This is a genomic window from Pseudomonas putida W15Oct28, from assembly GCF_000708715.2.
GTDB lineage: Bacteria > Pseudomonadota > Gammaproteobacteria > Pseudomonadales > Pseudomonadaceae > Aquipseudomonas > Aquipseudomonas putida_R.
On sequence record NZ_JENB01000043.1, the window covers coordinates 1 to 20,679 of the forward strand.

21 protein-coding genes are annotated in these 20,679 nt (G+C 62.7%); 14 read left to right on the forward strand and 7 right to left on the reverse strand.

Translation table 11 applies throughout. From position 1 onward, the window contains the following. Positions 1 to 162 precede the first annotated feature (162 nt). On the reverse strand, positions 163 to 501 hold the full coding sequence (locus tag AK81_RS22560; protein WP_043202654.1) for a YgaP family membrane protein: 339 nt from the start codon (positions 499 to 501) through the stop codon (positions 163 to 165). Between the two features lie 301 nt (positions 502 to 802). On the opposite strand from AK81_RS22560, the gene AK81_RS22565 reads away from it, so the two are divergent. The 5 genes from AK81_RS22565 (at position 803) to AK81_RS22585 (ending at position 6,883) form a co-directional block, all read left to right on the forward strand. After that, complete coding sequence (locus AK81_RS22565) at positions 803 to 1,519, forward strand: GntR family transcriptional regulator (RefSeq protein ID WP_043202655.1); 717 nt, start codon at positions 803 to 805, stop codon at positions 1,517 to 1,519. 61 nt (positions 1,520 to 1,580) lie between these two features. Continuing rightward, entirely contained in the window at positions 1,581 to 2,900 is a 1,320-nt protein-coding gene (locus AK81_RS22570) for an NAD(P)/FAD-dependent oxidoreductase (protein ID WP_043202657.1), read from the forward strand. 183 nt (positions 2,901 to 3,083) lie between these two features. Further along, positions 3,084 to 4,412: an MFS transporter gene (locus tag AK81_RS22575; protein WP_043202659.1), complete on the forward strand. Its 1,329-nt coding sequence runs from the start codon at positions 3,084 to 3,086 to the stop codon at positions 4,410 to 4,412. A gap of 73 nt (positions 4,413 to 4,485) precedes the next feature. Beyond that, positions 4,486 to 5,379 (forward strand): dihydrodipicolinate synthase family protein, encoded by an 894-nt coding sequence (locus tag AK81_RS22580; RefSeq protein WP_043202662.1) that lies wholly within the window; start codon positions 4,486 to 4,488, stop codon positions 5,377 to 5,379. 13 nt (positions 5,380 to 5,392) lie between these two features. Continuing rightward, positions 5,393 to 6,883, forward strand: coding sequence for an aldehyde dehydrogenase (locus AK81_RS22585; protein ID WP_043202664.1), 1,491 nt, complete (start codon positions 5,393 to 5,395; stop codon positions 6,881 to 6,883). Between the two features lie 184 nt (positions 6,884 to 7,067). Here the strand turns inward: AK81_RS22585 and AK81_RS22590 are convergent, their stop codons facing one another. Both AK81_RS22590 and AK81_RS22595 read right to left on the reverse strand, forming a co-directional pair. Beyond that, entirely contained in the window at positions 7,068 to 7,538 is a 471-nt protein-coding gene (locus tag AK81_RS22590; RefSeq protein WP_028613410.1) for an RNA methyltransferase, read from the reverse strand. A 71-nt stretch (positions 7,539 to 7,609) separates the two neighbouring features. Continuing rightward, positions 7,610 to 7,981 (reverse strand): YajD family HNH nuclease, encoded by a 372-nt coding sequence (locus tag AK81_RS22595; RefSeq protein WP_016488597.1) that lies wholly within the window; start codon positions 7,979 to 7,981, stop codon positions 7,610 to 7,612. A 132-nt stretch (positions 7,982 to 8,113) separates the two neighbouring features. Here AK81_RS22595 and AK81_RS22600 point away from each other — a divergent pair, with 132 nt between their 5' ends. Next, positions 8,114 to 8,392 carry a hypothetical protein gene (locus AK81_RS22600; protein WP_043202671.1) on the forward strand — a complete coding sequence of 93 codons (279 nt, stop codon included), beginning with the start codon at positions 8,114 to 8,116 and terminating at the stop codon, positions 8,390 to 8,392. 135 nt (positions 8,393 to 8,527) lie between these two features. Here AK81_RS22600 and AK81_RS22605 read toward each other — a convergent pair whose 3' ends face one another. Then, positions 8,528 to 10,570, reverse strand: a complete 2,043-nt coding sequence (locus AK81_RS22605) for a S9 family peptidase (protein WP_043202674.1) — start codon at positions 10,568 to 10,570, stop codon at positions 8,528 to 8,530. 182 nt (positions 10,571 to 10,752) lie between these two features. Here AK81_RS22605 and AK81_RS22610 point away from each other — a divergent pair, with 182 nt between their 5' ends. The 7 genes from AK81_RS22610 (at position 10,753) to AK81_RS22640 (ending at position 16,114) form a co-directional block, all read left to right on the forward strand. Then, positions 10,753 to 11,250: a hypothetical protein gene (locus AK81_RS22610; RefSeq protein WP_043202676.1), complete on the forward strand. Its 498-nt coding sequence runs from the start codon at positions 10,753 to 10,755 to the stop codon at positions 11,248 to 11,250. 17 nt (positions 11,251 to 11,267) lie between these two features. Continuing rightward, a complete protein-coding gene (locus AK81_RS22615) occupies positions 11,268 to 12,041 on the forward strand; it encodes a class II glutamine amidotransferase (protein ID WP_043202679.1) in 774 nt (257 codons plus the stop codon). Positions 12,042 to 12,050: 9 nt separating this feature from the next. Then, positions 12,051 to 12,572 carry a DUF2937 family protein gene (locus AK81_RS22620; protein WP_043202682.1) on the forward strand — a complete coding sequence of 174 codons (522 nt, stop codon included), beginning with the start codon at positions 12,051 to 12,053 and terminating at the stop codon, positions 12,570 to 12,572. Between the two features lie 46 nt (positions 12,573 to 12,618). Continuing rightward, positions 12,619 to 13,587, forward strand: coding sequence for an RHS repeat-associated core domain-containing protein (locus AK81_RS22625; RefSeq protein WP_081042134.1), 969 nt, complete (start codon positions 12,619 to 12,621; stop codon positions 13,585 to 13,587). Positions 13,588 to 13,737: 150 nt separating this feature from the next. Further along, positions 13,738 to 14,517 (forward strand): 5-oxoprolinase subunit PxpA, encoded by a 780-nt coding sequence (locus AK81_RS22630; RefSeq protein WP_043202684.1) that lies wholly within the window; start codon positions 13,738 to 13,740, stop codon positions 14,515 to 14,517. Then, on the forward strand, positions 14,514 to 15,200 hold the full coding sequence (gene pxpB / locus AK81_RS22635) for a 5-oxoprolinase subunit PxpB (protein ID WP_043202686.1): 687 nt from the start codon (positions 14,514 to 14,516) through the stop codon (positions 15,198 to 15,200). Before AK81_RS22630 ends, pxpB begins: the two co-directional genes overlap by 4 nt. Further along, a complete protein-coding gene (locus AK81_RS22640) occupies positions 15,197 to 16,114 on the forward strand; it encodes a biotin-dependent carboxyltransferase family protein (protein WP_043202688.1) in 918 nt (305 codons plus the stop codon). Before pxpB ends, AK81_RS22640 begins: the two co-directional genes overlap by 4 nt. Positions 16,115 to 16,228: 114 nt before the next feature. Here the strand turns inward: AK81_RS22640 and AK81_RS22645 are convergent, their stop codons facing one another. The 3 genes from AK81_RS22645 to AK81_RS22655 form a co-directional block, all read right to left on the reverse strand. Further along, positions 16,229 to 17,407 (reverse strand): vWA domain-containing protein, encoded by a 1,179-nt coding sequence (locus AK81_RS22645; protein ID WP_043202690.1) that lies wholly within the window; start codon positions 17,405 to 17,407, stop codon positions 16,229 to 16,231. Positions 17,408 to 17,420: 13 nt separating this feature from the next. Further along, positions 17,421 to 18,266 (reverse strand): AAA family ATPase, encoded by an 846-nt coding sequence (locus AK81_RS22650; protein WP_003254658.1) that lies wholly within the window; start codon positions 18,264 to 18,266, stop codon positions 17,421 to 17,423. Between the two features lie 221 nt (positions 18,267 to 18,487). Next, entirely contained in the window at positions 18,488 to 19,561 is a 1,074-nt protein-coding gene (locus AK81_RS22655; protein WP_043202691.1) for a DUF748 domain-containing protein, read from the reverse strand. A 134-nt stretch (positions 19,562 to 19,695) separates the two neighbouring features. On the opposite strand from AK81_RS22655, the gene cysK reads away from it, so the two are divergent. Further along, entirely contained in the window at positions 19,696 to 20,670 is a 975-nt protein-coding gene (gene cysK, locus AK81_RS22660; RefSeq protein WP_043202693.1) for a cysteine synthase A, read from the forward strand. Positions 20,671 to 20,679 lie beyond the last annotated feature (9 nt).

The following is a 20,679-nucleotide window of genomic DNA, read 5'->3' on the forward strand; positions in this document are numbered from 1 at the left end:
ATGATGTTTGGGATGTGTTCCTGTGTGACCATCTCCTGGGGAGGCTTGAACGGGGTGCAAACCGCGTCCAAGCCTCAAATGTGTAAACCATGTCCCCGGTTTACGATGTAAACGATGTCTCCGGTCGTACACCGCGAAGAGGCCAGCACAGGCCGACCAGAGTCAGCTGTCAGCCAACGGATCCTTCCCGGTCACCGTCACCCCTCTGGTTGCCGCCCTGGCACTGGCCTTCAACACTTCCAGCTCCGCCGCACTGCGTTCTATATCCGAACGCAACCGGTGGTACTCCTGCCGATGCTGCTGCCACCAGGCCTTGGTCGAGCAATGCCCGCTGACCCCGCGAGCCACCGCAATACCGCCCACCACCATCTGCAGCAAGCCGATCAGGCCGCCATGGCGTAGCCCCTTGCTGAGCATCAGCGCCCCGCCGGCCAGCGAGCCGACCCGTTCCAAACCATGGACATTGTGCTGCGAAGACGCAGCAGCGTGGATATCGAGCATGGCAAGACCTCCGTGTGAAATGTAAGCAGCTGACCTGCCGGATGCCGCCAGCGTTCATTCGGGTCGCCCAGCGGCCATCCGAGCCGCAGATTTGTCGGATCTGGATACTTACTTGTCCGGTTTGGCAATGCATCCCCAAGGGTGTTTAATCTCACCCTGGAAAACCGCTGGAACCCTTAAAAACAAAGGCCCAGACAGATTTAACCGCTCATCGAAAATGCTGTAGACACATTGTCTAACAGTGCCCTATAGTCGTTATACAAATAGTAGACATAGCGCTATGACAACAAAGAAGGCCGCCATGAAAGCCACCGTCCAACCACTCGCCGCCGAAGTGCCGCAGGACCGCAAAGCCGTCCTCGCCGAAGCACTGCGCCGCCGGATCATGAGCATGGAACTGGCCCCGGGCGCCGTGGTGGACGAACTGGCGCTGTGCGACGAGTTCGGCCTGTCGCGCCCCCCGGTCCGCGAGCTGCTGCGCCAGATTGCCGCCGAAGGCTATATCGAACTGGAAGCCAACCGCGCGCCACGCGTCGCCGCCATGAGCCACCAGTCGCTGCACAGCTTCTACGTTGCCGCCCCGCTTATCTACGTGGCCACCACCCAGCTGGCCGCCACCTACGCCAGCGCTGATGAAATCGAAGTGCTCAAGGCCATTCAGGCGCAGTTCCGTCAGGCCATCGAAGAGCGCGACGTGGAAAACCGCGTGCTCTACAACGACGCCTTCCACCTGGAAATCGGCAAGATGGCGCACAACGACTACCTGATGCCGAGCCTGCGTCGCCTGCTGATCGATCACACCCGGCTGGGCAAGATCTTCTATCGCCACCCGACTACCGATGACATGCAGCGCGACCTCGAAATTGCCTGCGAGCAGCACGAGCAGATGATCCAGGCCATCGAGCGCCGTGACCCGCAAGCTGCCGGCCAGCTGGTGCGCGAGCACTTCGAGCTGTCGCGCCGACGCATGGCCGAGTACGCCGCACCGCAAGGGCTGGATGTACCGATCCAGATATGAATTACCAAGGTCAGGCCACCGGCGTTGACCACCCATCGACAACAAGATCCAGGTTAGTGACATGACAAGAATAAGTTCGTTACCTGCCGATGACGCCAGCTGCGGCTGGTACCACCTGAGCAAACCGCGTACGCCAAGGCCGGCCCACAGTGGGCACAGCCAGGCGCGCTGGGTGGTGGTCGGGGCAGGTTTCACCGGCCTGGCTGCTGCACGGCAGCTGGCAGCGAACTTTCCGCATGACGAGATCGTGCTGGTCGAAGCCCAGGAGGTCGGCTTTGGCACTTCCGGGCGCAACGCCGGCTTTGCCATCGACCTGCCGCACGATATCGGTGCCGAGGACTACATAGGCGACATCGACATCGCCAAGACCGTACTCAAGCTCAACCTGGGTGGCCAGCAGTACCTCAAGGACCTGATCGATCGCTACGACATCGAGTGCCAGTTCCGTCATTGCGGCAAATACCAGGCGGCCATCGAAGACCGCGGTATTGCCGTGCTGGATGCCTACCGCCGGGGGCTGGACAAACTGGGTCAACGCTACGAAGTGATCGAGGGGCGCGACCTGCCCGAGCACATCGGCACGGACTTCTACCGCAAGGGCCTGTTCACGCCAGGCACTGCCCTGCTGCAACCCTCGGCGTTGGTCAAAGGCCTGGCCGATAGCCTGCCGTCGAACGTCTCGCTGTATGAACACACACCGATCACAGACGTCGAGTACGGTGACAAGGTGGTGCTGCGCCACGCCAAGGGTTCGATCACTGCCGACAAGCTGGTGCTCACCACCAACGCCTTCGGCATGAGCTTCGGTTTCCTCAAGGGCCGCATGCTGCCGGTGTTTACCTACGGCAGCATCACCCGCCCGCTGACCGAAGAAGAACAGGCGCGCCTGGGCGGCAAACCCTACTGGGGCGTGATCCCCGCCGACCCGTTCGGCACCACCATGCGCCGCACCGTCGACAACCGCCTGCTGATCCGCAACAGCTTCAGTTACAACCCCGACGGCCGTAGCAACCGCAAATACCTGGAGCGCTTTGTTCAGCGCCACCGCGAATCGTTTGCCCGGCGTTTCCCGATGTTGCCTGACGTGAACTTTGAATATACCTGGGGCGGTGCGCTGGCACTGTCGCGCAACCACATGGGCTTTTTCGGCAAGTTGGCGCCCAATGTCGTCGGCGCACTGTGCTGTAACGGCCTGGGCGTTACCCGTGGCACCGTCACCGGCAAGTTGCTGGCTGACTGGCTGGCCGGTGACAAGAACGAACTGATCGAGTTTTTGCTCAATGCCCCAGGGCCTTGTGCAAACCCGCCGCAGCCCTTGGTTTCCCTGGGGCTGAACGCCAACCTGATGTGGGGGCAGTTGCGCGCTGGCAAAGAAAGCTGATCGCTATCTGAGTTAGACCAAAGAGCATTTTACGTCGGCGTCACTTGGCCGGCACGGGCACGGCTTGCCCGAATTTGATGATCGAGATGCGTCGTCCGATCACCCGGGGCTGAAGGCAGTTTTCAGTTTCGCGGACACGCTCGCCTTGAAAATGTGCATGTAGCAGACGTGGCAGGAATAACAATGACAAATCCGAATGTTTCGATTGAAGATGTACCGATCAACAACTTCCACCAATTGCTGACCCTGCGTTCCGGCGGCGGTTCGTTTGTCGATGGCTATGTACTGAGCATTATCGGCGTGGCCATGGTGCAGATGTCTGCAGGCCTGAGCCTGAACAGTTTCTGGCAGGGCATGATTGCCGCTTCGGCGCTGATCGGCATTTTCTTCGGTGGCTTTTTCGGCGGTTGGCTGACCGACCGCTTTGGCCGCAAGCGCGTGTTTTTCGTTGGCCCGACCCTGTTCATCCTGGCCTCGGTCGCGCAGTTCTGGGTTGAGTCGGCGCTGGCCCTGTTCCTGCTACGGTTCGCGATTGGCATCGCCGTAGGCATCGAATACCCGGTTGCAACTTCGCTGCTGGTGGAATTCCTGCCCAAGAAAAACCGTGGCCCGCGCCTGGCTACGCTGACGGTTTTGTGGTTTGCCGGCGCCGCTACCGCCTATTTGGCCGGTGAGGCCATATTGCGCCACGGTGGCGACGATGCCTGGCGCCTGGTGCTGGCCAGTGCTGCCGTCATCGGTGCGCTGCTGTTCGCCATCCGCCTGGGTACCCCGGAATCGCCACGCTGGCTGATCAGCAAAGGCCGTTCGGCCGAGGCCGAGCAGGTGATCAAGCGTGTCTACGGCAACGGTTTTTCGCTGAAGAACCTGCCGGAAGAGCCCAAGGCCCGCAAGCTGTCGTTCCTCAGCCTGCTGCACTCCGGCTACGGCAAACGCATGCTGTTCGTCACCATGTTCTGGACCTGCTCGGTGATCCCGGTGTTCGCCGTGTACGCGTTCGCCCCGAAAGTGCTGGGTGCGTTGAACCTGAAAGGTGACTGGGCATCGATCGGCTCCATCGCCATCACCTTCCTGTTCGTGGTCGGCTGCATCGTGGGCACCCGCCTGCTCAACACCCTCGGCCGGCGCACCACGCTGCTGCACAGCTTCTTCTGGTCGGGGCTGGCGCTGCTGGGCCTGGGTGCCTTCAGCAACGGCAACGAGATGCTCATCCTGGTGCTGTTCGGTGCCTACGCTTTGTTCATCGGTGGCGCCCAGGTGCTGCAACTGGTGTACCCCAACGAATTGTTCCCTACCGAAATCCGTGCCGGCGCCGTGGGCGTGGGCACCTCCATGTCGCGGGTCGGTGCCGCGGTCGGCACCTGGCTGGTGCCCATCGCGCTCGATAGCTACGGCATCGGCGCCACCATGTATGCCGCTGCCGCCGTGACCTTCGTCGGCCTGGCCTTCTCGGTCGCCCTGGCCCCGGAAACCCGCTCGCTGAACCTGCAACAAGCGGCTTCGCTGAGCTGAAACCTTACAACCCGCCGCTGCGTGGTTGCGCGGCGGTCTTTACAACACTGAGCAACGCACTGGAGAACCTACCGTGAAATTCGAAGGCATCTACACCCCGGCAATCACTCCGCTGGCTGCGGACGGCTCGATCGACAAGGCAGCGTTTGCCGAGGTCCTCGAATACCTGGTCGAGTCGAAAATCCATGGCGTCATCATTGGCGGCTCCACCGGCGAGTACTACGCCCACACCACCCAGGAGCGCATCGAGCTGGCCGCCCAGGCCAAGGACGTGCTCAACGGCCGCCTGCCGCTGATCGTCGGCACCGGTGGCATCCGCACCGAAGACGCTGTGGCTTTCGCCCAGCACGCCAAGGAAATCAAGGCTGACGCGCTGCTGGTCGGCACCCCGCCGTACGCGCTGCCGACCCAGCAGGAAATCGCCCTGCACGTCAAAGCGGTCGACGCCGCCGCTGGCCTGCCGATCATGCTCTACAACTACCCGGGCCGCATGAGCGTGAGCATGGGCGAAGAGTTCTTCGATGCCGTGGCTGATGTGAAGAACATCGTCGCCATCAAGGAAAGCTCTGGCGACATGGCCCAACTGCACCGCCTGGCCATCCATCGCCCGAACATCCAGCTGTCGTGCGGCTGGGACGACCAGGCCCTGGAGTTCTTCGCCTGGGGCGCGCAGAGCTGGGTCTGCGCTGGCTCCAACTTCATCCCGCGTGAGCACGTGGCCCTGTACGAAGCCTGCGTGATCGAGAAGGACTTTGCCAAAGGCCGCAAGATCATGGCCGCCATGATGCCGCTGATGGACTTCCTCGAAGGTGGCAAGTTCGTCCAGGCCATCAAGAACGGCGTGGCCCTGAACGGCCTGAAGACCGGCGGCGTGCGCAAGCCGCTGTACGACCTGGACGACGCCGAGAAGCAGGAACTCAAGCGCGTGGTCACCGAACTGAAGGCCACCATCGCCCTGATCAAATAAGGAGGCTGGAAAAATGGCTGAATTGCTGAGCAAGGAACAATACGCGGCCATCGCCGCCGAACTGCAACTGCGTACCCAGGCGTTCATCGACGGTGAATTCCGCGACGCCATCTCCGGCCGCACCTTCGTCACCACCAACCCGGCCACCGGCAAGCAACTGGCCGAAGTCGCCGCCTGCGACGTCAATGACGTGAACGTGGCCGTGGCGGCTGCCAAGCGTGTGTTCGAAGAAGGCACCTGGTCGAAGATGCAGCCGAACGACCGCAAGCATGTGCTGCAGAAGTTCGCCCAGTTGCTGGAAGACAACGCCCACGAACTGGCGGTACTGGAAGCGCTGGACAGCGGCAAGCCGGTCAGCGAGTGCCAGGCCGTCGACGTGCCGGAAACCATCCACACCATTCGCTGGCACGCCGAGCTGATCGACAAGATCTACGACGCCACCGCGCCGACCGGCAACGCTGCCGTGACCATGGTGGTGCGTGAAGCCATCGGCGTGGTCGGCCTGGTGCTGCCGTGGAACTTCCCGCTGCTGATGCTGGCCTGGAAGATCGCCCCGTCGCTGGCTGCCGGTTGCTCGATCGTGGTCAAACCCGCCAAGGAAACCACCCTCAGCGCCCTGCGCGTGGCCGAGCTGGCCCATGAGGCTGGCATTCCGGCCGGTGTGTTCAACCTGGTGCCGGGTGGTGGCCGTGAAGTGGGCGAGGCCATCGGCCGCCACATGGACATCCCGATGGTCAGCTTCACGGGGTCCACCGACACTGGCCGCCTGTTCCTGAAATACGCTGCCGAGTCCAACCTCAAGCGCATCGTCCTGGAACTGGGTGGCAAGAACCCGGCCGTGGTCATGAACGACTGCGAAGACCTGGACGAAGTGGCCCAGTTCGTCACCGCCGGCGCGTTCTGGAACATGGGCGAGAACTGCTCTGCTTCTTCGCGCCTGATCGTCCACAAGGACGTGAAGGATGAGCTGCTGGGCTTGATGGCCAAGCACCTGAAGGACTGGAAACTGGGCGACCCGATGGACCCGGACAATCGCCTGGGCGCCATGGTCAGCAAGTCGCACTTCGAGAAGGTCAAGTCGTACCTGGAGTACGCCGCCGAGCAGAAGCTCAGTATCGTCCAGGGTGGCGAAACCGAGGAAGGCGTGTACGTGCAGCCGACCATCGTCGACAACGTTGGCCGCGACAACAAATTGTTCGTGGAAGAAATCTTTGGCCCGGTGCTGAGCGTGACCAGCTTCGAGACCATCGATGAAGCCATCGAGCTCGCCAACGACACCATCTACGGCCTGGCGGCTTCGGCGTACACCGGCAGCCTGCGCAATGCGCTGCGCCTGTCGCGTGAAATCCGCGCGGGTGTGGTCACGGTCAACTGCTTCGGCGAGGGTGACGTGACTACGCCGTTCGGCGGCTACAAAGAGTCTGGCTTTGGTGGGCGCGACAAGTCCATCTGGGCCCACGACCAGTACACGGAGCTGAAGACCATCTGGATCAACGCTTCGTGATCTGAGCAACACCGGTGCTGTTCTGACGGAGCTCAGCACCTGGCCGTTTTTGTGGTGGCTTTGCTGGCCCTATCGCCGGCAAGCCAGCTCCCACAGGTAACACAGTCTTCACGGCCTGTGCACGACCTGTGGGAGCTGGCTTGCCGGCGATAGGCCGGTACAGGCCAGCGCAAAAGCGGCCTTTTTATTTGAACTTGGGCCCCGAGCGGGTATTCAGCCCCTTGGCCAAGCGGTCATACAGCACCACATTCACCGTCGCCGCCAGGTTCATGCAACCTTCGGTGGGGATGTAGATGGTCTCTTCGCACCACGCCCGCACCTCGGGGCTGAGGCTGCCGTCTTCCGGCCCGAAGATATAGATGGCCCGGTCCGGGTGGGTATATTCCGGCAGTGGCCGCGCACCTTCCACCAGCTCGACCGCGACCGGTGTGCAGCCCAGCGGGATGATGCGCTGCAGGTCATCGATGCCGATCAGCGGAATGTCGTAGTGCACGCGCTTGGTGTCGGTGACGAAGTCACGCGCGCGTTCGTAGCGTTTGCCGGTGTAGAACACCGAATTGACGCCATAGCAGCCCGCAGCGCGCATCACCGAGCCGACGTTTTCTGCCGACTTTGGGTTGAACAGGCCGATGCAGCTGTATCGTTTGTTTGCCACGTACCGGGGCCCTTCGCGAAAAAAGCGCGATTATACGGGCTGCCCGGTAACAGCGGGGGCCGAATCGATGGTCAGTCTTTCTTCAACATGCCCGCCAGCGCGGCGAACGGGTTGTGGGTGGCCTTGGCGATGCTCGGCGTGCTGGTGGAGCCTTCGCTGAAGTACTGCTGGTCGGTGTAACGCGAGTGCTCGTTGTCGTGGCAGTACAGGCACAGCAGCTCCCAGTTGGAGCCGTCCTGCGGGTTGTTGTCGTGGTTGTGGTCACGGTGGTGCACGGTCAGCTCGCTCAGGCGCTTGCCGGCGAACTCGCGGGCGCAGCGGCCGCAAACGTGCGGGTACATTCTCAGGGCCTTGTCGCGGTAGCCCATTTCCTTGTCACGCTTGGCATCGGCCAGGATGCGGTCGAGGCGCGCGGTGGCGGCGGCGGAAGAAGTGGAGCTCATGGTGTTTCCTTTGTTCTGATCAGGCAGATGACGGTTATGTCATTGAGTCTAGCGCGCTTGCAGGGCAGGCGGACAGGCGAAAGCTTTGATTTAGGCGTAGCCTGTAGGAAGGTTCCCGACAGGAGGTTGCTGATGTTTCACGCGATCCTCACCGCGTTGTTGATGGCTGGCCTGCCCTTGGCCGAAGCTGCCAGTACGCCGCCCAGGCTCACTACACCGGTGCCAGGTGCGCCGGGTACGCCCACGCCCACGCCATACCCGCAGATAACCCCGAGTACGCCGCCCAAGGCGTATGACAGCCAGCCGGGGGCGCCCTTGTTGCCGCCAATGCCGGTGCCCGGGCCGCCGAAGGACCAGCCTTTGCCAGGGTTGCGCCAAGACCCGGCGAAGCCGGCGGCGCAGGATGATTGAGCATTAACGGTCCGCGCCGGTCATGTGGGAGCGGGCATGCCCGCGAACACCGGCGCAGCCGGTGCCAGGCACCGCGTTGAATTCTTCGCGGGCTTGCCCGCTCCCACAGGGATCGCGAGGGTGCTCAACCTGGATTCAGGCGATACCAAGCTCGCCAAACACGAACGCATATTCCAGGGCCACATCCTTCAACCCCTGGTACCGCCCGCTCATCCCGCCATGCCCAGCCCCCATCTCGGTCTTGAGCAGCAGCAGGTTGTTGTCGGTCTTGCGCGTACGCAACCGCGCCACCCACTTGGCCGCTTCCCAGTACTGCACGCGGCTGTCGTTGTAACCCGCCACCACCAGCATCGCCGGGTACGCGTGCGCTCTTACATTCTCGTAGGGCGCATACGCCTTGATCCGCTCATACACCTCTGGCTCCTGCGGGTTGCCCCATTCGTCGTACTCGGTCACGGTCAGCGGCAGCTCGGGGTCGAGCATGGTGTTGAGTACGTCGACAAACGGCACTTCGGCAATCGCACAGCGGAACAGCTCGGGGCGCAGGTTCAGCACTGCGCCTATCAGCAGGCCGCCGGCGCTGCCGCCGCTGATGGCCAGCCGCTCGGCCGTGGTCACGCCTGCGGCAATCAGGTGCTCGGCGCAGGCGATGAAGTCGCTGAAGGTGTTGGGCTTGTGCTCCTGCTTGCCGGCGCGGTACCAGGCTTCGCCCAGTTCGCCGCCGCCGCGCACATGGGCGATGGCAAAGGCTACACCGCGTTCGAGCAGGCTCAGGCGCGCGTGGGAGAACCACGGGTCGAGGCTTTCGCCATAGGCGCCGTAACCGTACAGGTATAGCGGCACGGCCTTGCCCAGGTCCTGGCGGCGACGCACCAGGCTGATCGGCACCTGGGTGCCGTCCGTGGCGGTTGCCCACAGGCGCTCACTGACATAGTCATCGGCATCGAACGCACCCAGCACCGGGGTTTGCTTGAGCACGGCCTGGGCGCCCGTTGCCAGCTCCAGCTGGCGCACCTGGGCTGGGCGGTTGAGCGCTTCGTAGCGCAGGCGTACGCGCGTGCTGGCGAACTCCAGGCTGTCCTGCACGTACAGGCTGTAGGCGGCGTCGGGCAGTTCCACGCGGTAAGCCGGCAGGCCTTGTGGGCGTACTTCGATGATCGGCAGGCCGCCTTCGCGCAGGCTCAGGGTGAGGGCGCCGGCATTCAGGCTCAGGCCTTCGAGCATGATCGCGTCGCGGTGCGCCACCAGCACCTGCCATTGATCACGGCTGGGCACCGGTGCGACCGGGGCGTGGTACAGGGCGAAGTTGATACCGTCCTGGTTGGTGCGGATGAACCAGCGCCACTCGCCGTCGAGCTGGCCATGGTCGGGGAAGTACTCATGGCCTTCGACACGCGGCGCCAGGCAGGTGAACGGCGCCTGCGGGGTTTCGGCGTCCAGTACCCAGGCCTCGCTGGTGGTCTTGCTGTTCAGCAGCAGCACCAGCTGGCGCTCGGAACTGGTGCGGTAGCAGTGCAGGAAGAAGCGCCCGTCGGGTTCTTCGAACACGGTCTGCGCAGCGTCGCTGCCCAGGGTGTGGCGGCGCAGGCGCCAAGGCCGGTGGGTGTCATCCAGTTCGGCGAAGAACAGCGTCTGGCTGTCGTTGGCCCAGGTCAGGCTGCCGTCGCAGTCGTCGAAGGGCAGGGCGGTGATGCTGCCAGTGGCCAGGTCCTTGACGTACAGGGTGTAGATTTCATCGCCGCTGGTATCGAGGCTGTAGGCAAGCAGGCGGTGGTCGGGGCTGACGTTGAACGCCCCCAGCGACAGGAAGCCGCCATTGGCCAGGGCGTTGGGGTCGAGCAGCAGCTGCTCCTGGCTTTCATCGACGGTGTTCGAGTCGTCGGCCGGGCGCGGGCAGCGGTAGTGGCGTGGGTACTCGTCGCCTGCGGTGGTGCGGGTGTAGTACAGGTAGGGGCCCCAGGGGGCCGCCAGCGACAGGTCGGTTTCCAGGATGCGGCCCTTGATCTCTTCGAACAACTGCTCGCGCAACGCTGCCTGATCGGCCAGGCAGGCTTCCTGGTAGGCGTTTTCGGCTTGCAGGTAGGCGAGTACCTCGGGGGTGTCGCGCTGTTGCAGCCAGGCGTACGGGTCGGCGGCATTGTCGGCGTGGGCGATGGGCGGTTGGGGCTTGGTTTGCATTGATGATCTCTTGATTGGGGTCGCCTGTGCGGGCCTCTTCGCGGGTGAACCCGCTCCCACAGGGATAGCGCAATACCTGTGGGAGCGGGCGAGCCCGCGAAGAGGCCCGCACAGGCAAACACTGTCTGCGCCCGGAAAAGTGTTTATCATAGGCATCTCTTTGCCTGGCTTGCACGAACACCATGACCGAGAACGACTACACCTTCGCCTGGGGCCTGTACGCCGTGGCCGCCCTGGGCTGCCTGCTGGTGGGCTTCAAGCTCACCGGCTGGATGTGGCGCTGGCTGCGCGAACCGCTGCGGGTGGTGCTGGCCGTGCTGCTGCTGACCCCGACCGTCGTCGACCCGGTCAAGGACAACTTCGCCCCGGCCATCGCCATCACCGCGCTGGATGTCGCCTTCAAGGTCGGCAACAACGCCTGGCGTGCGGTGTCCGACTTCGCCATGTACGGCATGATTGCCTTCGGCCTGTATTTCCTCTTCGTGCTGCTGCGCTGGCCGCTGGAAAAGCGCGCCCGCGAGCGCCGTGCGCAAGCCGAGGCCGCCGCCAAGCGCCAGGCGGACGAAGATAACCAGGTCGGCGGGCAAGCCCCCTTGGCCGCCGAGCGCGGCGACCGTTACCGCGACGACCCACGCCCTGCCGCACCCCGCGGCAATGGCCGGGTCGAGCCCCGTCTGTAAGCGCAGGAGACACGCCTATGTGCGAACTGCTGGGCATGAGTGCCAACGTCCCCACCGACATCGTTTTCAGCTTCACCGGCCTGATGCAGCGCGGTGGCCGTACCGGCCCGCACCGTGACGGCTGGGGCATCGGCTTCTACGAAGGCCGCGGTCTGCGCCTGTTCCAGGACCCGGCCGCGAGCAGCGAGTCGGAAGTGGCCAACCTGGTGCAGCGCTACCCGATCAAGAGTGAAGTGGTGATCGGCCATATCCGCCAGGCCAACGTCGGCAAGGTCTGCCTGTCCAACACCCACCCGTTCGTACGGGAAATGTGGGGCCGCAACTGGTGCTTCGCGCACAACGGGCAACTGGGCGACTTCAAGGGCCTGGCCAGTTTCTACCGGCCGGTGGGCGACACCGACAGCGAAGCGGCTTTCTGCGACCTGCTCAACCGCATCCGCAGTGCCTTCCCCGAGCCGGTGCCGGTGGAACAGCTGCTGCCGGTGCTGGTCGAAGCCTGTGCCGAGTACCGGGGCCTGGGCGTGTTCAACTGCATGCTCAGCGACGGCGACTGGCTGTTCTGCTTCTGCTCGACCAAGCTGGTGCACATTACCCGCCGTGCGCCGTTTGGTGCCGCGCGGTTGAAGGATGTCGACCTGATCGTCGATTTTCATACCGAAACCACCCCCAACGATGTGGTCACGGTGATTGCCACCGAGGCCCTGACCGAGAACGAGACCTGGCACCGCTACGAGCCGGGTCAATGGGCCCTGTGGCGGCACGGCGAGTGCGTGGCGCACGGCCAGAGCTAAGGACGCTGCATGTTCAGAAGTTACCTGCGGTTGCTGCTGTTCACCTTCGGCCTGCTGGCCGGTATCCAGGTCCCGGGGCTGGTCAAGGACTATAGCCAGCGGGTCGAGGCGCACCTGTTCGAATCGCGCGAGGCGCTTGATGGGTTCCGGCAAACGGCCGAGCGCTTTTTCAAGGGCGACTTGCAGGCGTTGCTGCAGCATTACCGCAGCAGTGACGACCCGGTGTTCAACAGTGATGCCAACAGCATCGAAAGCCTGATGATCCGCAACGAACTGCTGGAAAACGAATGGCAGGCGCTGCAAGGGCCCTGGGCCCAGCGTACCTGGCATGTGCTGGTGCAGGCCGACCCGCAGTTGCGCGAAGAAACCCTCAATGGATACAGCTACCAGATTCTGCTGGTGCCCGAGGCGGTTGGCTGGGGTGTTGGTGCAGGGTTTGTGCTGGCCTTTGTGGTCGAAAGCCTGTTGCTGGGGCTTGGCTGGGTAATCCTGGGCGGGCGGCGCAGGGCAGTCAAGGAAAGTTGGCGATAATACCTCCCATTATACCTGTCATTTTTGCTAGTTGATGCCCGGGTAGATGCATGACTTAATTTTGATTGTTGCTTTAATCAAGTCAAGTTATAGGGTGATGAGTATGAAGCCTTTGAAAGCGGCAGCAAGACTCTTCTATTCGAATGGTGCTGTTTCCATTTTGCAGGCTGGTGAGGCTGTATCGTTCTTTCGGCATTCTCGCTTGCTTTTGGGCGAACAAGCGGCCGGTTTAAGCCGGTTGCCGTTGGTGGATCATGCTGGAACAGTATTTGGTATGGGTGGCATCGCTCAAGACCTAGGGTATACGGCGTATGGCTTTTTTGGGGCTAAGTACGAAGCCATTGAGTCAAGAACCGGTTTTGTGGGGCAGCTTTTGGATCAGGCTTCTGGTAGTTATTTGTTAGGCGCTGGGCGCCGCGTTTACTCACCCGCTCTCATGAGGTTTTATTCGGCCGACACTCTCAGTCCATTCGATCGAGGTGGGTTTAATAGCTATGTTTATTGTCTGGGGGATCCGATTAATCGTATAGACCCTACCGGGCAATCTTCCTCTTTGCTCAGTCGGCTGACGCCTAAATTTCTTAAAAAGCTCTCTCCGCGATATAGAGCCAAGATAAAAGCCCAAAAAGAATCGAAGGCGAAAATGGCTGCGCAGGAAGCCTTCAATAAGGGTAAAGAAGAAGGGCTGGGGTTGGGGCGTGATGAAGGTTTCGTAACGGGGTTTGAAGCTGGGGCGATGATGGGTGGCCAAGAGGCCTATACGCATGGCTTGAAAGATGGTTTGCAAACAGGTGCCGCTCAGGGGAGGTTGTTTGAAAGGGAGCTCCTTTATGACGCGGCACGTTCAGGGCGTATGGAGGGGGTTCCGAGTACCGCCGCAATTCAAATGTTTGCAGAGAATTCTACATCTCAGCTCTTTAATGAGATACAAGACCACGGCCTGGAAATTAGAAGATTATCTGTTCCCATGCATGACGGTGTAAAAATTACAATTTCCAGACCTGGGCGGCGTTGAACTCATCGCTCCCGATCTCCCTTGTCTGGTGCTCGTGCACAAGGCTTTACCTTGTTTTCTACCGGGATGATCCGTGGCGTGTTCATCTTGGCGGCGCTGAGCCTACCGGAAACCCGCGGCAAACTGCTCAAGGCGCGGTAAGGTAGGCTTATGAACAACAACAAGGGAGACCGCGTGGTGGAACGCCTGCTACTCAATTGCGACATGGGCGAGAGTTTCGGCAGCTGGCGCATGGGCCTGGACGCCGAGGTAATGCCCTACATCGATTGCGCCAACATTGCCTGTGGCTACCACGCCGGCGACCCCGGCATCATGCGCCGCACCGTGGCCCTGGCGCTGGAGCATGGCGTGACAATCGGCGCGCACCCGGCCTACCCGGACCTGGTCGGCTTCGGCCGCCGCTCCATGGCCTGCAGCCCCGAGGAAATCCGCGACCTGCTGCACTACCAGATCGGTGCGCTGGACGGTATCTGCAAAGTGCTGGGTGGCCGCGTGGCCTATGTGAAGCCCCATGGCGCGCTGTACAACGACATGATGGCCGACCCGCTCAAGCTGCGTACCGTGCTGGAGGCCGTGGCGGCCTACGACAGCAACCTGCCGTTGATGCTGATGGCCACCGCCGACAACCGCGCCGCCCAGGCCCTGGGCGATGAAATCGGCGTGCCGCTGTGGTTCGAGGCGTTCGCCGACCGCGCCTACACCGCCAGCGGCCACCTGGTGTCGCGCCGCTTGCCTGGCGCGGTGCATCACGACCCGGCGGTGGTGGTGGAGCAGGCTGTGCGCCTGGCCCGTGGCGATACGCTGGTGGCGGACGATGGCAGCGCCCTGCGCCTGCAGGCCAGCACCCTTTGCGTTCATGGCGACAACGACAGTTCGGTGGCGGCGGTGCGGCAGATACGCCAGGCACTCGATGCCCTGGAGCCGCGATGAAAACACGCATCGAAGTGGTGGCCATCGACAGCCTGATGGTGCGCCTGTTCGACCGTATCGACGAGGCCAACATGCCGTGGATGCTGGCCGCCAGTCAGCGCCTGAGCGACGCGTTCGGCGAGCACCTGCTGGACCTGGTGCCGTCCTACACTACGCTGATGGTGCAGTTCGACCTGCCGCCGGGCCAGGCGAGGGCGCTGATCACCCAGGCGCTGGAAGGGTTGCAGCCAGACACCGGCAGTGGTGGCCGACGCCACGAGATCCCGGTGTGGTACGACGCCAGTGTCGGCCCTGAACTGCCTGTGCTGGCGGCCCGCAGCGGTTTGAGTGAAGCCGAGGTTGTGCGCTTGCACAGCGAACGTGATTATCCCGTGTTCGCTTTGGGCTTCGCCCCCGGTTTCGGTTTCATGGGCCTGGTCGACGAACGCCTGGCCAGTCCTCGCCTGAGCACCCCGCGCAAGCGGGTGGCGGCGGGAAGCGTGGGCATTGCCGAGCGCCAGACGGCGGCGTATCCGGCGGTATCGCCGGGTGGCTGGAACCTGATCGGGCGCACCCCGGTGCGCCTGTTCGACCGTGAGCGGGAGGGCTACAGCCTGTTGCAGCCCGGCGACCGGGTGCGTTTCGTGCCGGTTTCGCGCAGCGAGTTCCTGGCGTTGGGCGGCGATGTGGAGGCACAAGGGTGAAGCAGTTGAAGATCGAGGCCAGCATGCCGCTGTGCCAGTTGCAGGATGCTGGCCGCTTCGGCGTGCGCCACCTGGGCGTGACCCAGGGCGGCGCGCTGGACTGGGTGGCCATGCACTGGGCCAACTGGCTGCTGGGCAACCCGTTGGGGGCACCGGTGGTCGAGGTGGCGCTGGGTGGCTTTTGCGTAGTGGCCGAACAGGATTGTGTGCTGGCCCTGGCCGGTGCCGATCTGGATGCACGCGTCGATGATCAGCCTGTCGCGCCCTGGCGCAGCTTTGCCCTGGGCAAGGGCCAGCGCTTGACCCTGAAGCAGCCGAAGCAGGGCGTGCGGGCGTACTTGGCGGCACCGGGCGGGTTCCTCGGCGAGGATGTACTGGGCAGCTGTGCCACGGTGGTACGTGAAGCACTGGGTGGCATCAATGGCCAGGGTGCTGCGCTGGCTACAGGCCAGGCATTAGCGTTTACCGGCAGCGATGCAACCCTGCGCGAGGTACCGCAAGCGTTGCGCCCGCAGTACGCAGAAAAGCCTGTGCTCGACCTGATGATGGGCGCACAGATCGGTGATTTCAGTGGTACCAGCCTGTTCGAAGCCTTCAACCGGGAGTGGACGCTGGACAGCCGGGCTGACCGCATGGGCATCCGCCTGCTGGGACCGCAGCTGGTTTACCAGGGGGCGCCGATGATTTCTGAGGGGATACCGCTGGGGGCGGTGCAGGTGCCGCCGGATGGGCAGCCGATCGTGTTGCTCAATGACCGGCAGACCATTGGCGGCTATCCGCGGCTGGGGGCGTTGACGCCGTTGGCGCTGGCGCAACTGGCGCAGTGCATGCCGGGGGCGGTGGTGCGGTTCAGGGCGGTTGTGCAGGACGAGGCCTGGCGGGAGCAGCAGATATATCTGGGCCGTTGGTTGTAAGGCCGCCGGCCCTTTCGCGGGCTCGCCCGCTCCCACAGGTACACCACAGACGCTGAGGTTTGTGGAATACCTGTGGGAGCGGGCGAGCCCGCGAAGAGGCCGGTACAGGCCATATCACTTGGACAGGTACCGCATCCCTTCTTCCAGCCCCTGCAAGGTCAGCGGGTACATCTTGTCTTCGATCAGGTCCCGCACCAGGTGGGTCGATGCGGTGTAGTCCCAGGCCTGCTTGGGGTACGGGTTGATCCAGATGATCTTCTTGAATTTCTCCATGAAGCGCTGCAGCCACACATACCCGGCTTCTTCGTTCCAGTGCTCCACGCTGCCACCCGGCTGGGTGATTTCGTAGGGCGCCATGGCCGCATCGCCGACGAACACCACTTTGTAGTCATCGCCATATTTGTGCAGCAGGTCGAAGGTGGAATACCGCTCCGAGGTGCGGCGCAGGTTGTTCTTCCACACCGACTCGTACACGCAGTTGTGGAAGTAGTAGTACTCCAGGTGCTTGAACTCGGTCTTGCAGGCCGAGAATAGCTCTTCGCAAACCTTGATGTGGGCGTCCATCGAACCGCCGATGTCGAACAGCAACAGCAGCTTCACCGTGTTGCGCCGTTCGGGGCGCATCTGGATGTTCAGCAAGCCGGCGTCCCGCGCGGTATGGTCGATGGTGCCGTTGATGTCCAGCTCTTCGGCGGCGCCTTCACGGGCGAACTTGCGCAGCCGGCGCAGGGCCAGCTTGATGTTGCGCGTGCCAAGCTCCACCTGGTCGTCGAGGTTCTTGTACTCGCGCTGGTCCCACACCTTGACCGCTTTGCCCTGGCGTTTGCCTGCCTCACCCACGCGGATGCCTTCGGGGTTGAAGCCGCCCGAGCCGAACGGGCTGGTACCGCCGGTACCGATCCACTTGTTGCCGCCGGCGTGGCGTTCCTTTTGCTCCTCAAGGCGTTTTTTGAACTCCTCGATCAGCTTGTCCAGGCCCCCCAGGGACTGGATCTGCGCACGTTCTTCATCGGTGAGCGAACGCTCGAACTCCTTGCGCAGCCAGTCGTCGGGGATCAGCGCCTCGATGTGCCGGTCGAGGTTTTCCAGGCCCTGAAAGTAGGCGGCGAAGGCCCGGTCGAATTTGTCGAAATGGCGTTCGTCCTTCACCAGGATGGCGCGGGCGAGGTAGTAGAATTCGTCCATGTCGGCGAACACCACGTGCTTTTGCAGGGCCTGGTGCAGGTCCAGCAACTCGCGTACCGACACCGGCACCTTGGCCGCGCGCATTTCATTGAACAGGTTGAGCAGCATGGCCCGGCTCCTGTCAGCGGTTGCCGCGCCGGCTCATGAAGGCCAGGCGCTCCAGCAGCTGCACGTCTTGCTCGTTTTTTACCAGCGCGCCGGCCAGCGGCGGGATGGCCTTGGTGGGGTCGCGTTCGCGCAGTACGGCTTCACCGATGTTGTCGGCCATCAGCAGCTTGAGCCAGTCGACCAGCTCGGAGGTGGACGGCTTTTTCTTCAGGCCCGGCACCTTGCGCACGTCGAAGAACACATCCAGCGCCTCGCTGACCAGCGACTGGCTGATGTTCGGGTAGTGCACGTCGACAATCTGCTGCAGCGTGGTGCGGTCGGGGAAGGCGATGTAGTGGAAGAAGCAGCGGCGCAGGAAGGCGTCTGGCAGCTCTTTTTCGTTGTTGGAGGTAATGATGATGATCGGGCGCTGTTTGGCCTTGATGGTCTCGTCGATTTCGTAGACGTAGAACTCCATCTTGTCCAACTCTTGCAGCAGGTCGTTGGGGAACTCGATGTCGGCCTTGTCGATTTCGTCGATCAGCAGGATAACCCGCTCATCGGCCTCGAAAGCCTCCCACAGCTTGCCCTTTTTCAGGTAGTTGCGCACATCGTGCACCTTGTCCACGCCCAGCTGCGAGTCACGCAGGCGGCTGACCGCGTCGTACTCGTACAGGCCCTGGTGGGCCTTGGTGGTGGACTTGATGTGCCAGGTGATCAGCCGCGCGCCGAACGAGGCCGCCAGCTGCTCGGCCAGCATGGTCTTGCCGGTGCCGGGCTCACCCTTTACCAACAGCGGGCGTTCGAGGGTGATGGCCGCGTTTACCGCCAGTTTCAGGTCGTCTGTGGCGACGTAGTCGCGGGTGCCTTCGAACTTCATGGGGTCTGTCCTCTGCTGTATGCCTGTACCGGCCCTTTCGCGGGCACGCCCGCTCCCACAGGTACTGCACACATCTCTGGATCTGTGGGTTACCTGTGGGAGCGGGCGTGCCCGCGAAAGGCCCAACACCTGTTTTCGATTCGTTACCGACTATAACGCGGGGTTAAGCAGCTGGAAACGCAGACCGGGTATTCAGTCCCTGAATGCCCCGTCACGCCCACTCAGTCGGCATCCGGCGCCCCTCGCTCGTATCGGGCATTGAACGCCTGGACAAACCCGTTGCGCAGGATCTGCAAAAACGCCTCGAAGGCGCTGATGTCCTGTTTGCGCACGCTGCCACTCAGCTCCACCCGGGTGGCAAACTGGTTTTTTGGCTGGTTCTTCAGCACCGTCTCGGTCGCCCCCACCACCGCCTCCCACACCGAGCGGAAGAAGCCCTTGTCCTTTTCCTCGACGTCCTGTTGCCAGTCGAATACATCCACATCGCGCAGCAGCGGCTTTATGTAGCCCTTCAGCCGGCCGTTCTCCGCTTGCGCCTCAATGACCACGTCCCCGTGCCCGGCATTGAAGTCGAACTTGCCATAGGCGCTGGCAAAGTCGTTCAGTTTGCGCAGTTCGATGCCGGTGGCGCGCAGCCTGAACTCGAAGTCATCGAAATCACTGAACGGGTCGAAAGTGGCACGGCTTTCTACCTTCGCATCGCCCGCGATGAGCGCCGTACCTTCGAAACTCGCATCGCGACGGCCTTTCTTGTCGCGAACATTGGTCAGGTTGCGGATGCTGGCTTCCAGCCGAGTGGCCTTCAGGTCGACCGGAGGTTTGGAGTTGAAGTTGCGGAAGGTCAGCACGCCGTTGTCGATCCGCACTTCGTTGAGGGTGATGGGCAGCAGTTTTTCCAGTTGCTGGCGCCAGTCGGTGCCCCGGCCGGTCTGCGATGCCTGCTTGCTACCGCCGTCGACGAAGTTCAGCTCCGGGCGCACAAAGGTCACCTCGGCCACCACCGCCCTGTCGGACCACAGCGAATGCCAACTCACGGAAAGGTCGATCAGCGGCGCGTCGAGAAAGGGTACCGGCACCTTGCCGCTGGTCTTGACGATTTTCAGCCCGTTGATCTGGTACGCGCCGCGCCACCAGGCCAGGTCCACGTCGGCGACCTGGCCACGGTAATCGCCCATGTCGGCCAGTTTATCGTTCAGGTAGTCGCGTACCAGGTAGGGCAGGGCGAGGTGCAGGGCCACCAGCAGCACGATCAGGCTGCCCAGGCCGATCAGCGGCCAGCGGTAACGGGCTCTCATCGGGGCGTCTCCAAGGCGGGATGTGCGGTTGACCGCAACGCGCCCGGTCGAGTTCGAACAGGCTTTACGGGCCACCGGCCGGGGCTTACCCTTGAGGTCTTTCCCTGCTGTTTTTCATGCCAAGGACCCCTGCCATGAGCCGTATCTTTGCAGACAACGCCCACTCCATCGGTAACACGCCGCTGGTGCAGATCAACCGCATCGCCCCGCGTGGCGTAACTATCCTGGCCAAGATCGAAGGGCGCAACCCGGGCTACTCGGTCAAGTGCCGCATCGGCGCGAACATGGTCTGGGACGCAGAGAGCAGCGGCAAGCTCAAGCCGGGCATGACCATCGTCGAGCCTACCTCGGGCAACACCGGTATCGGCCTGGCCTTTGTCGCCGCCGCCCGTGGCTACAAGCTGATGCTGACCATGCCAGCCTCCATGAGCCTGGAGCGGCGCAAGGTGTTGAAGGCCCTGGGCGCCGAACTGGTGCTGACCGAGCCGGCCAAAGGCATGAAGGGCGCCATCGAGAAGGCCAACGAAATCGTCGCCTCCGACCCGGCTCAGTACTTCCTGCCGGGCCAGTTCGAGAACCCGGCCAACCCGGCCATCCACGAAAAAACCACCGGCCCGGAAATCTGGAACGACACTGACGGCGCAGTCGACGTGCTGGTGGCGGGCGTGGGCACGGGCGGCACCATCACCGGTGTGTCGCGCTACATCAAGCACACCCAGGGCAAGGCAATCCTGTCGGTGGCTGTCGAGCCGGTGTCATCGCCGCTGATCACCCAGACCCTGGCAGGCGAAGAGCTCAAGCCCAGCCCGCACAAGATCCAGGGCATTGGCGCCGGTTTCGTGCCGAAAAACCTCGATCTGTCGATTGTCGACCAGGTAGAAACGGTGACCGACGAAGAGTCCAAGGCCATGGCCATTCGCCTGATGCAGGAAGAGGGCATCCTTTGCGGTATTTCCTGTGGTGCGGCAATGGCCGCCGCGGTGCGCCTGGCTGAAAAACCGGAAATGCAGGGTAAGACCATCGTCGTAATTCTGCCCGACTCGGGCGAGCGCTATCTGTCGAGCATGCTGTTCAGTGACCTGTTCAGCGAGCAGGAAAACCAGCAGTAATCGGCCTCG

What these genes read in the sequence shown, in the direction of transcription:
- AK81_RS22560 (WP_043202654.1), bottom strand. Translation starts at nt 501, where the DNA reads ATGCTCGATATCCACGCTGCTGCGTCTTCGCAGCACAATGTCCATGGT.
- AK81_RS22565 (WP_043202655.1), top strand. Translation starts at nt 803, where the DNA reads ATGAAAGCCACCGTCCAACCACTCGCCGCCGAAGTGCCGCAGGACCGC.
- AK81_RS22570 (WP_043202657.1), top strand. Translation starts at nt 1,581, where the DNA reads ATGACAAGAATAAGTTCGTTACCTGCCGATGACGCCAGCTGCGGCTGG.
- AK81_RS22575 (WP_043202659.1), top strand. Translation starts at nt 3,084, where the DNA reads ATGACAAATCCGAATGTTTCGATTGAAGATGTACCGATCAACAACTTC.
- AK81_RS22585 (WP_043202664.1), top strand. Translation starts at nt 5,393, where the DNA reads ATGGCTGAATTGCTGAGCAAGGAACAATACGCGGCCATCGCCGCCGAA.
- AK81_RS22595 (WP_016488597.1), bottom strand. Translation starts at nt 7,981, where the DNA reads ATGAGCTCCACTTCTTCCGCCGCCGCCACCGCGCGCCTCGACCGCATC.
- AK81_RS22600 (WP_043202671.1), top strand. Translation starts at nt 8,114, where the DNA reads ATGTTTCACGCGATCCTCACCGCGTTGTTGATGGCTGGCCTGCCCTTG.
- AK81_RS22605 (WP_043202674.1), bottom strand. Translation starts at nt 10,570, where the DNA reads ATGCAAACCAAGCCCCAACCGCCCATCGCCCACGCCGACAATGCCGCC.
- AK81_RS22610 (WP_043202676.1), top strand. Translation starts at nt 10,753, where the DNA reads ATGACCGAGAACGACTACACCTTCGCCTGGGGCCTGTACGCCGTGGCC.
- AK81_RS22615 (WP_043202679.1), top strand. Translation starts at nt 11,268, where the DNA reads ATGTGCGAACTGCTGGGCATGAGTGCCAACGTCCCCACCGACATCGTT.
- AK81_RS22620 (WP_043202682.1), top strand. Translation starts at nt 12,051, where the DNA reads ATGTTCAGAAGTTACCTGCGGTTGCTGCTGTTCACCTTCGGCCTGCTG.
- AK81_RS22625 (WP_081042134.1), top strand. Translation starts at nt 12,619, where the DNA reads ATGCATGACTTAATTTTGATTGTTGCTTTAATCAAGTCAAGTTATAGG.
- AK81_RS22630 (WP_043202684.1), top strand. Translation starts at nt 13,738, where the DNA reads ATGAACAACAACAAGGGAGACCGCGTGGTGGAACGCCTGCTACTCAAT.
- pxpB (WP_043202686.1), top strand. Translation starts at nt 14,514, where the DNA reads ATGAAAACACGCATCGAAGTGGTGGCCATCGACAGCCTGATGGTGCGC.
- AK81_RS22645 (WP_043202690.1), bottom strand. Translation starts at nt 17,407, where the DNA reads ATGCTGCTCAACCTGTTCAATGAAATGCGCGCGGCCAAGGTGCCGGTG.
- AK81_RS22650 (WP_003254658.1), bottom strand. Translation starts at nt 18,266, where the DNA reads ATGAAGTTCGAAGGCACCCGCGACTACGTCGCCACAGACGACCTGAAA.
- AK81_RS22655 (WP_043202691.1), bottom strand. Translation starts at nt 19,561, where the DNA reads ATGAGAGCCCGTTACCGCTGGCCGCTGATCGGCCTGGGCAGCCTGATC.
- cysK (WP_043202693.1), top strand. Translation starts at nt 19,696, where the DNA reads ATGAGCCGTATCTTTGCAGACAACGCCCACTCCATCGGTAACACGCCG.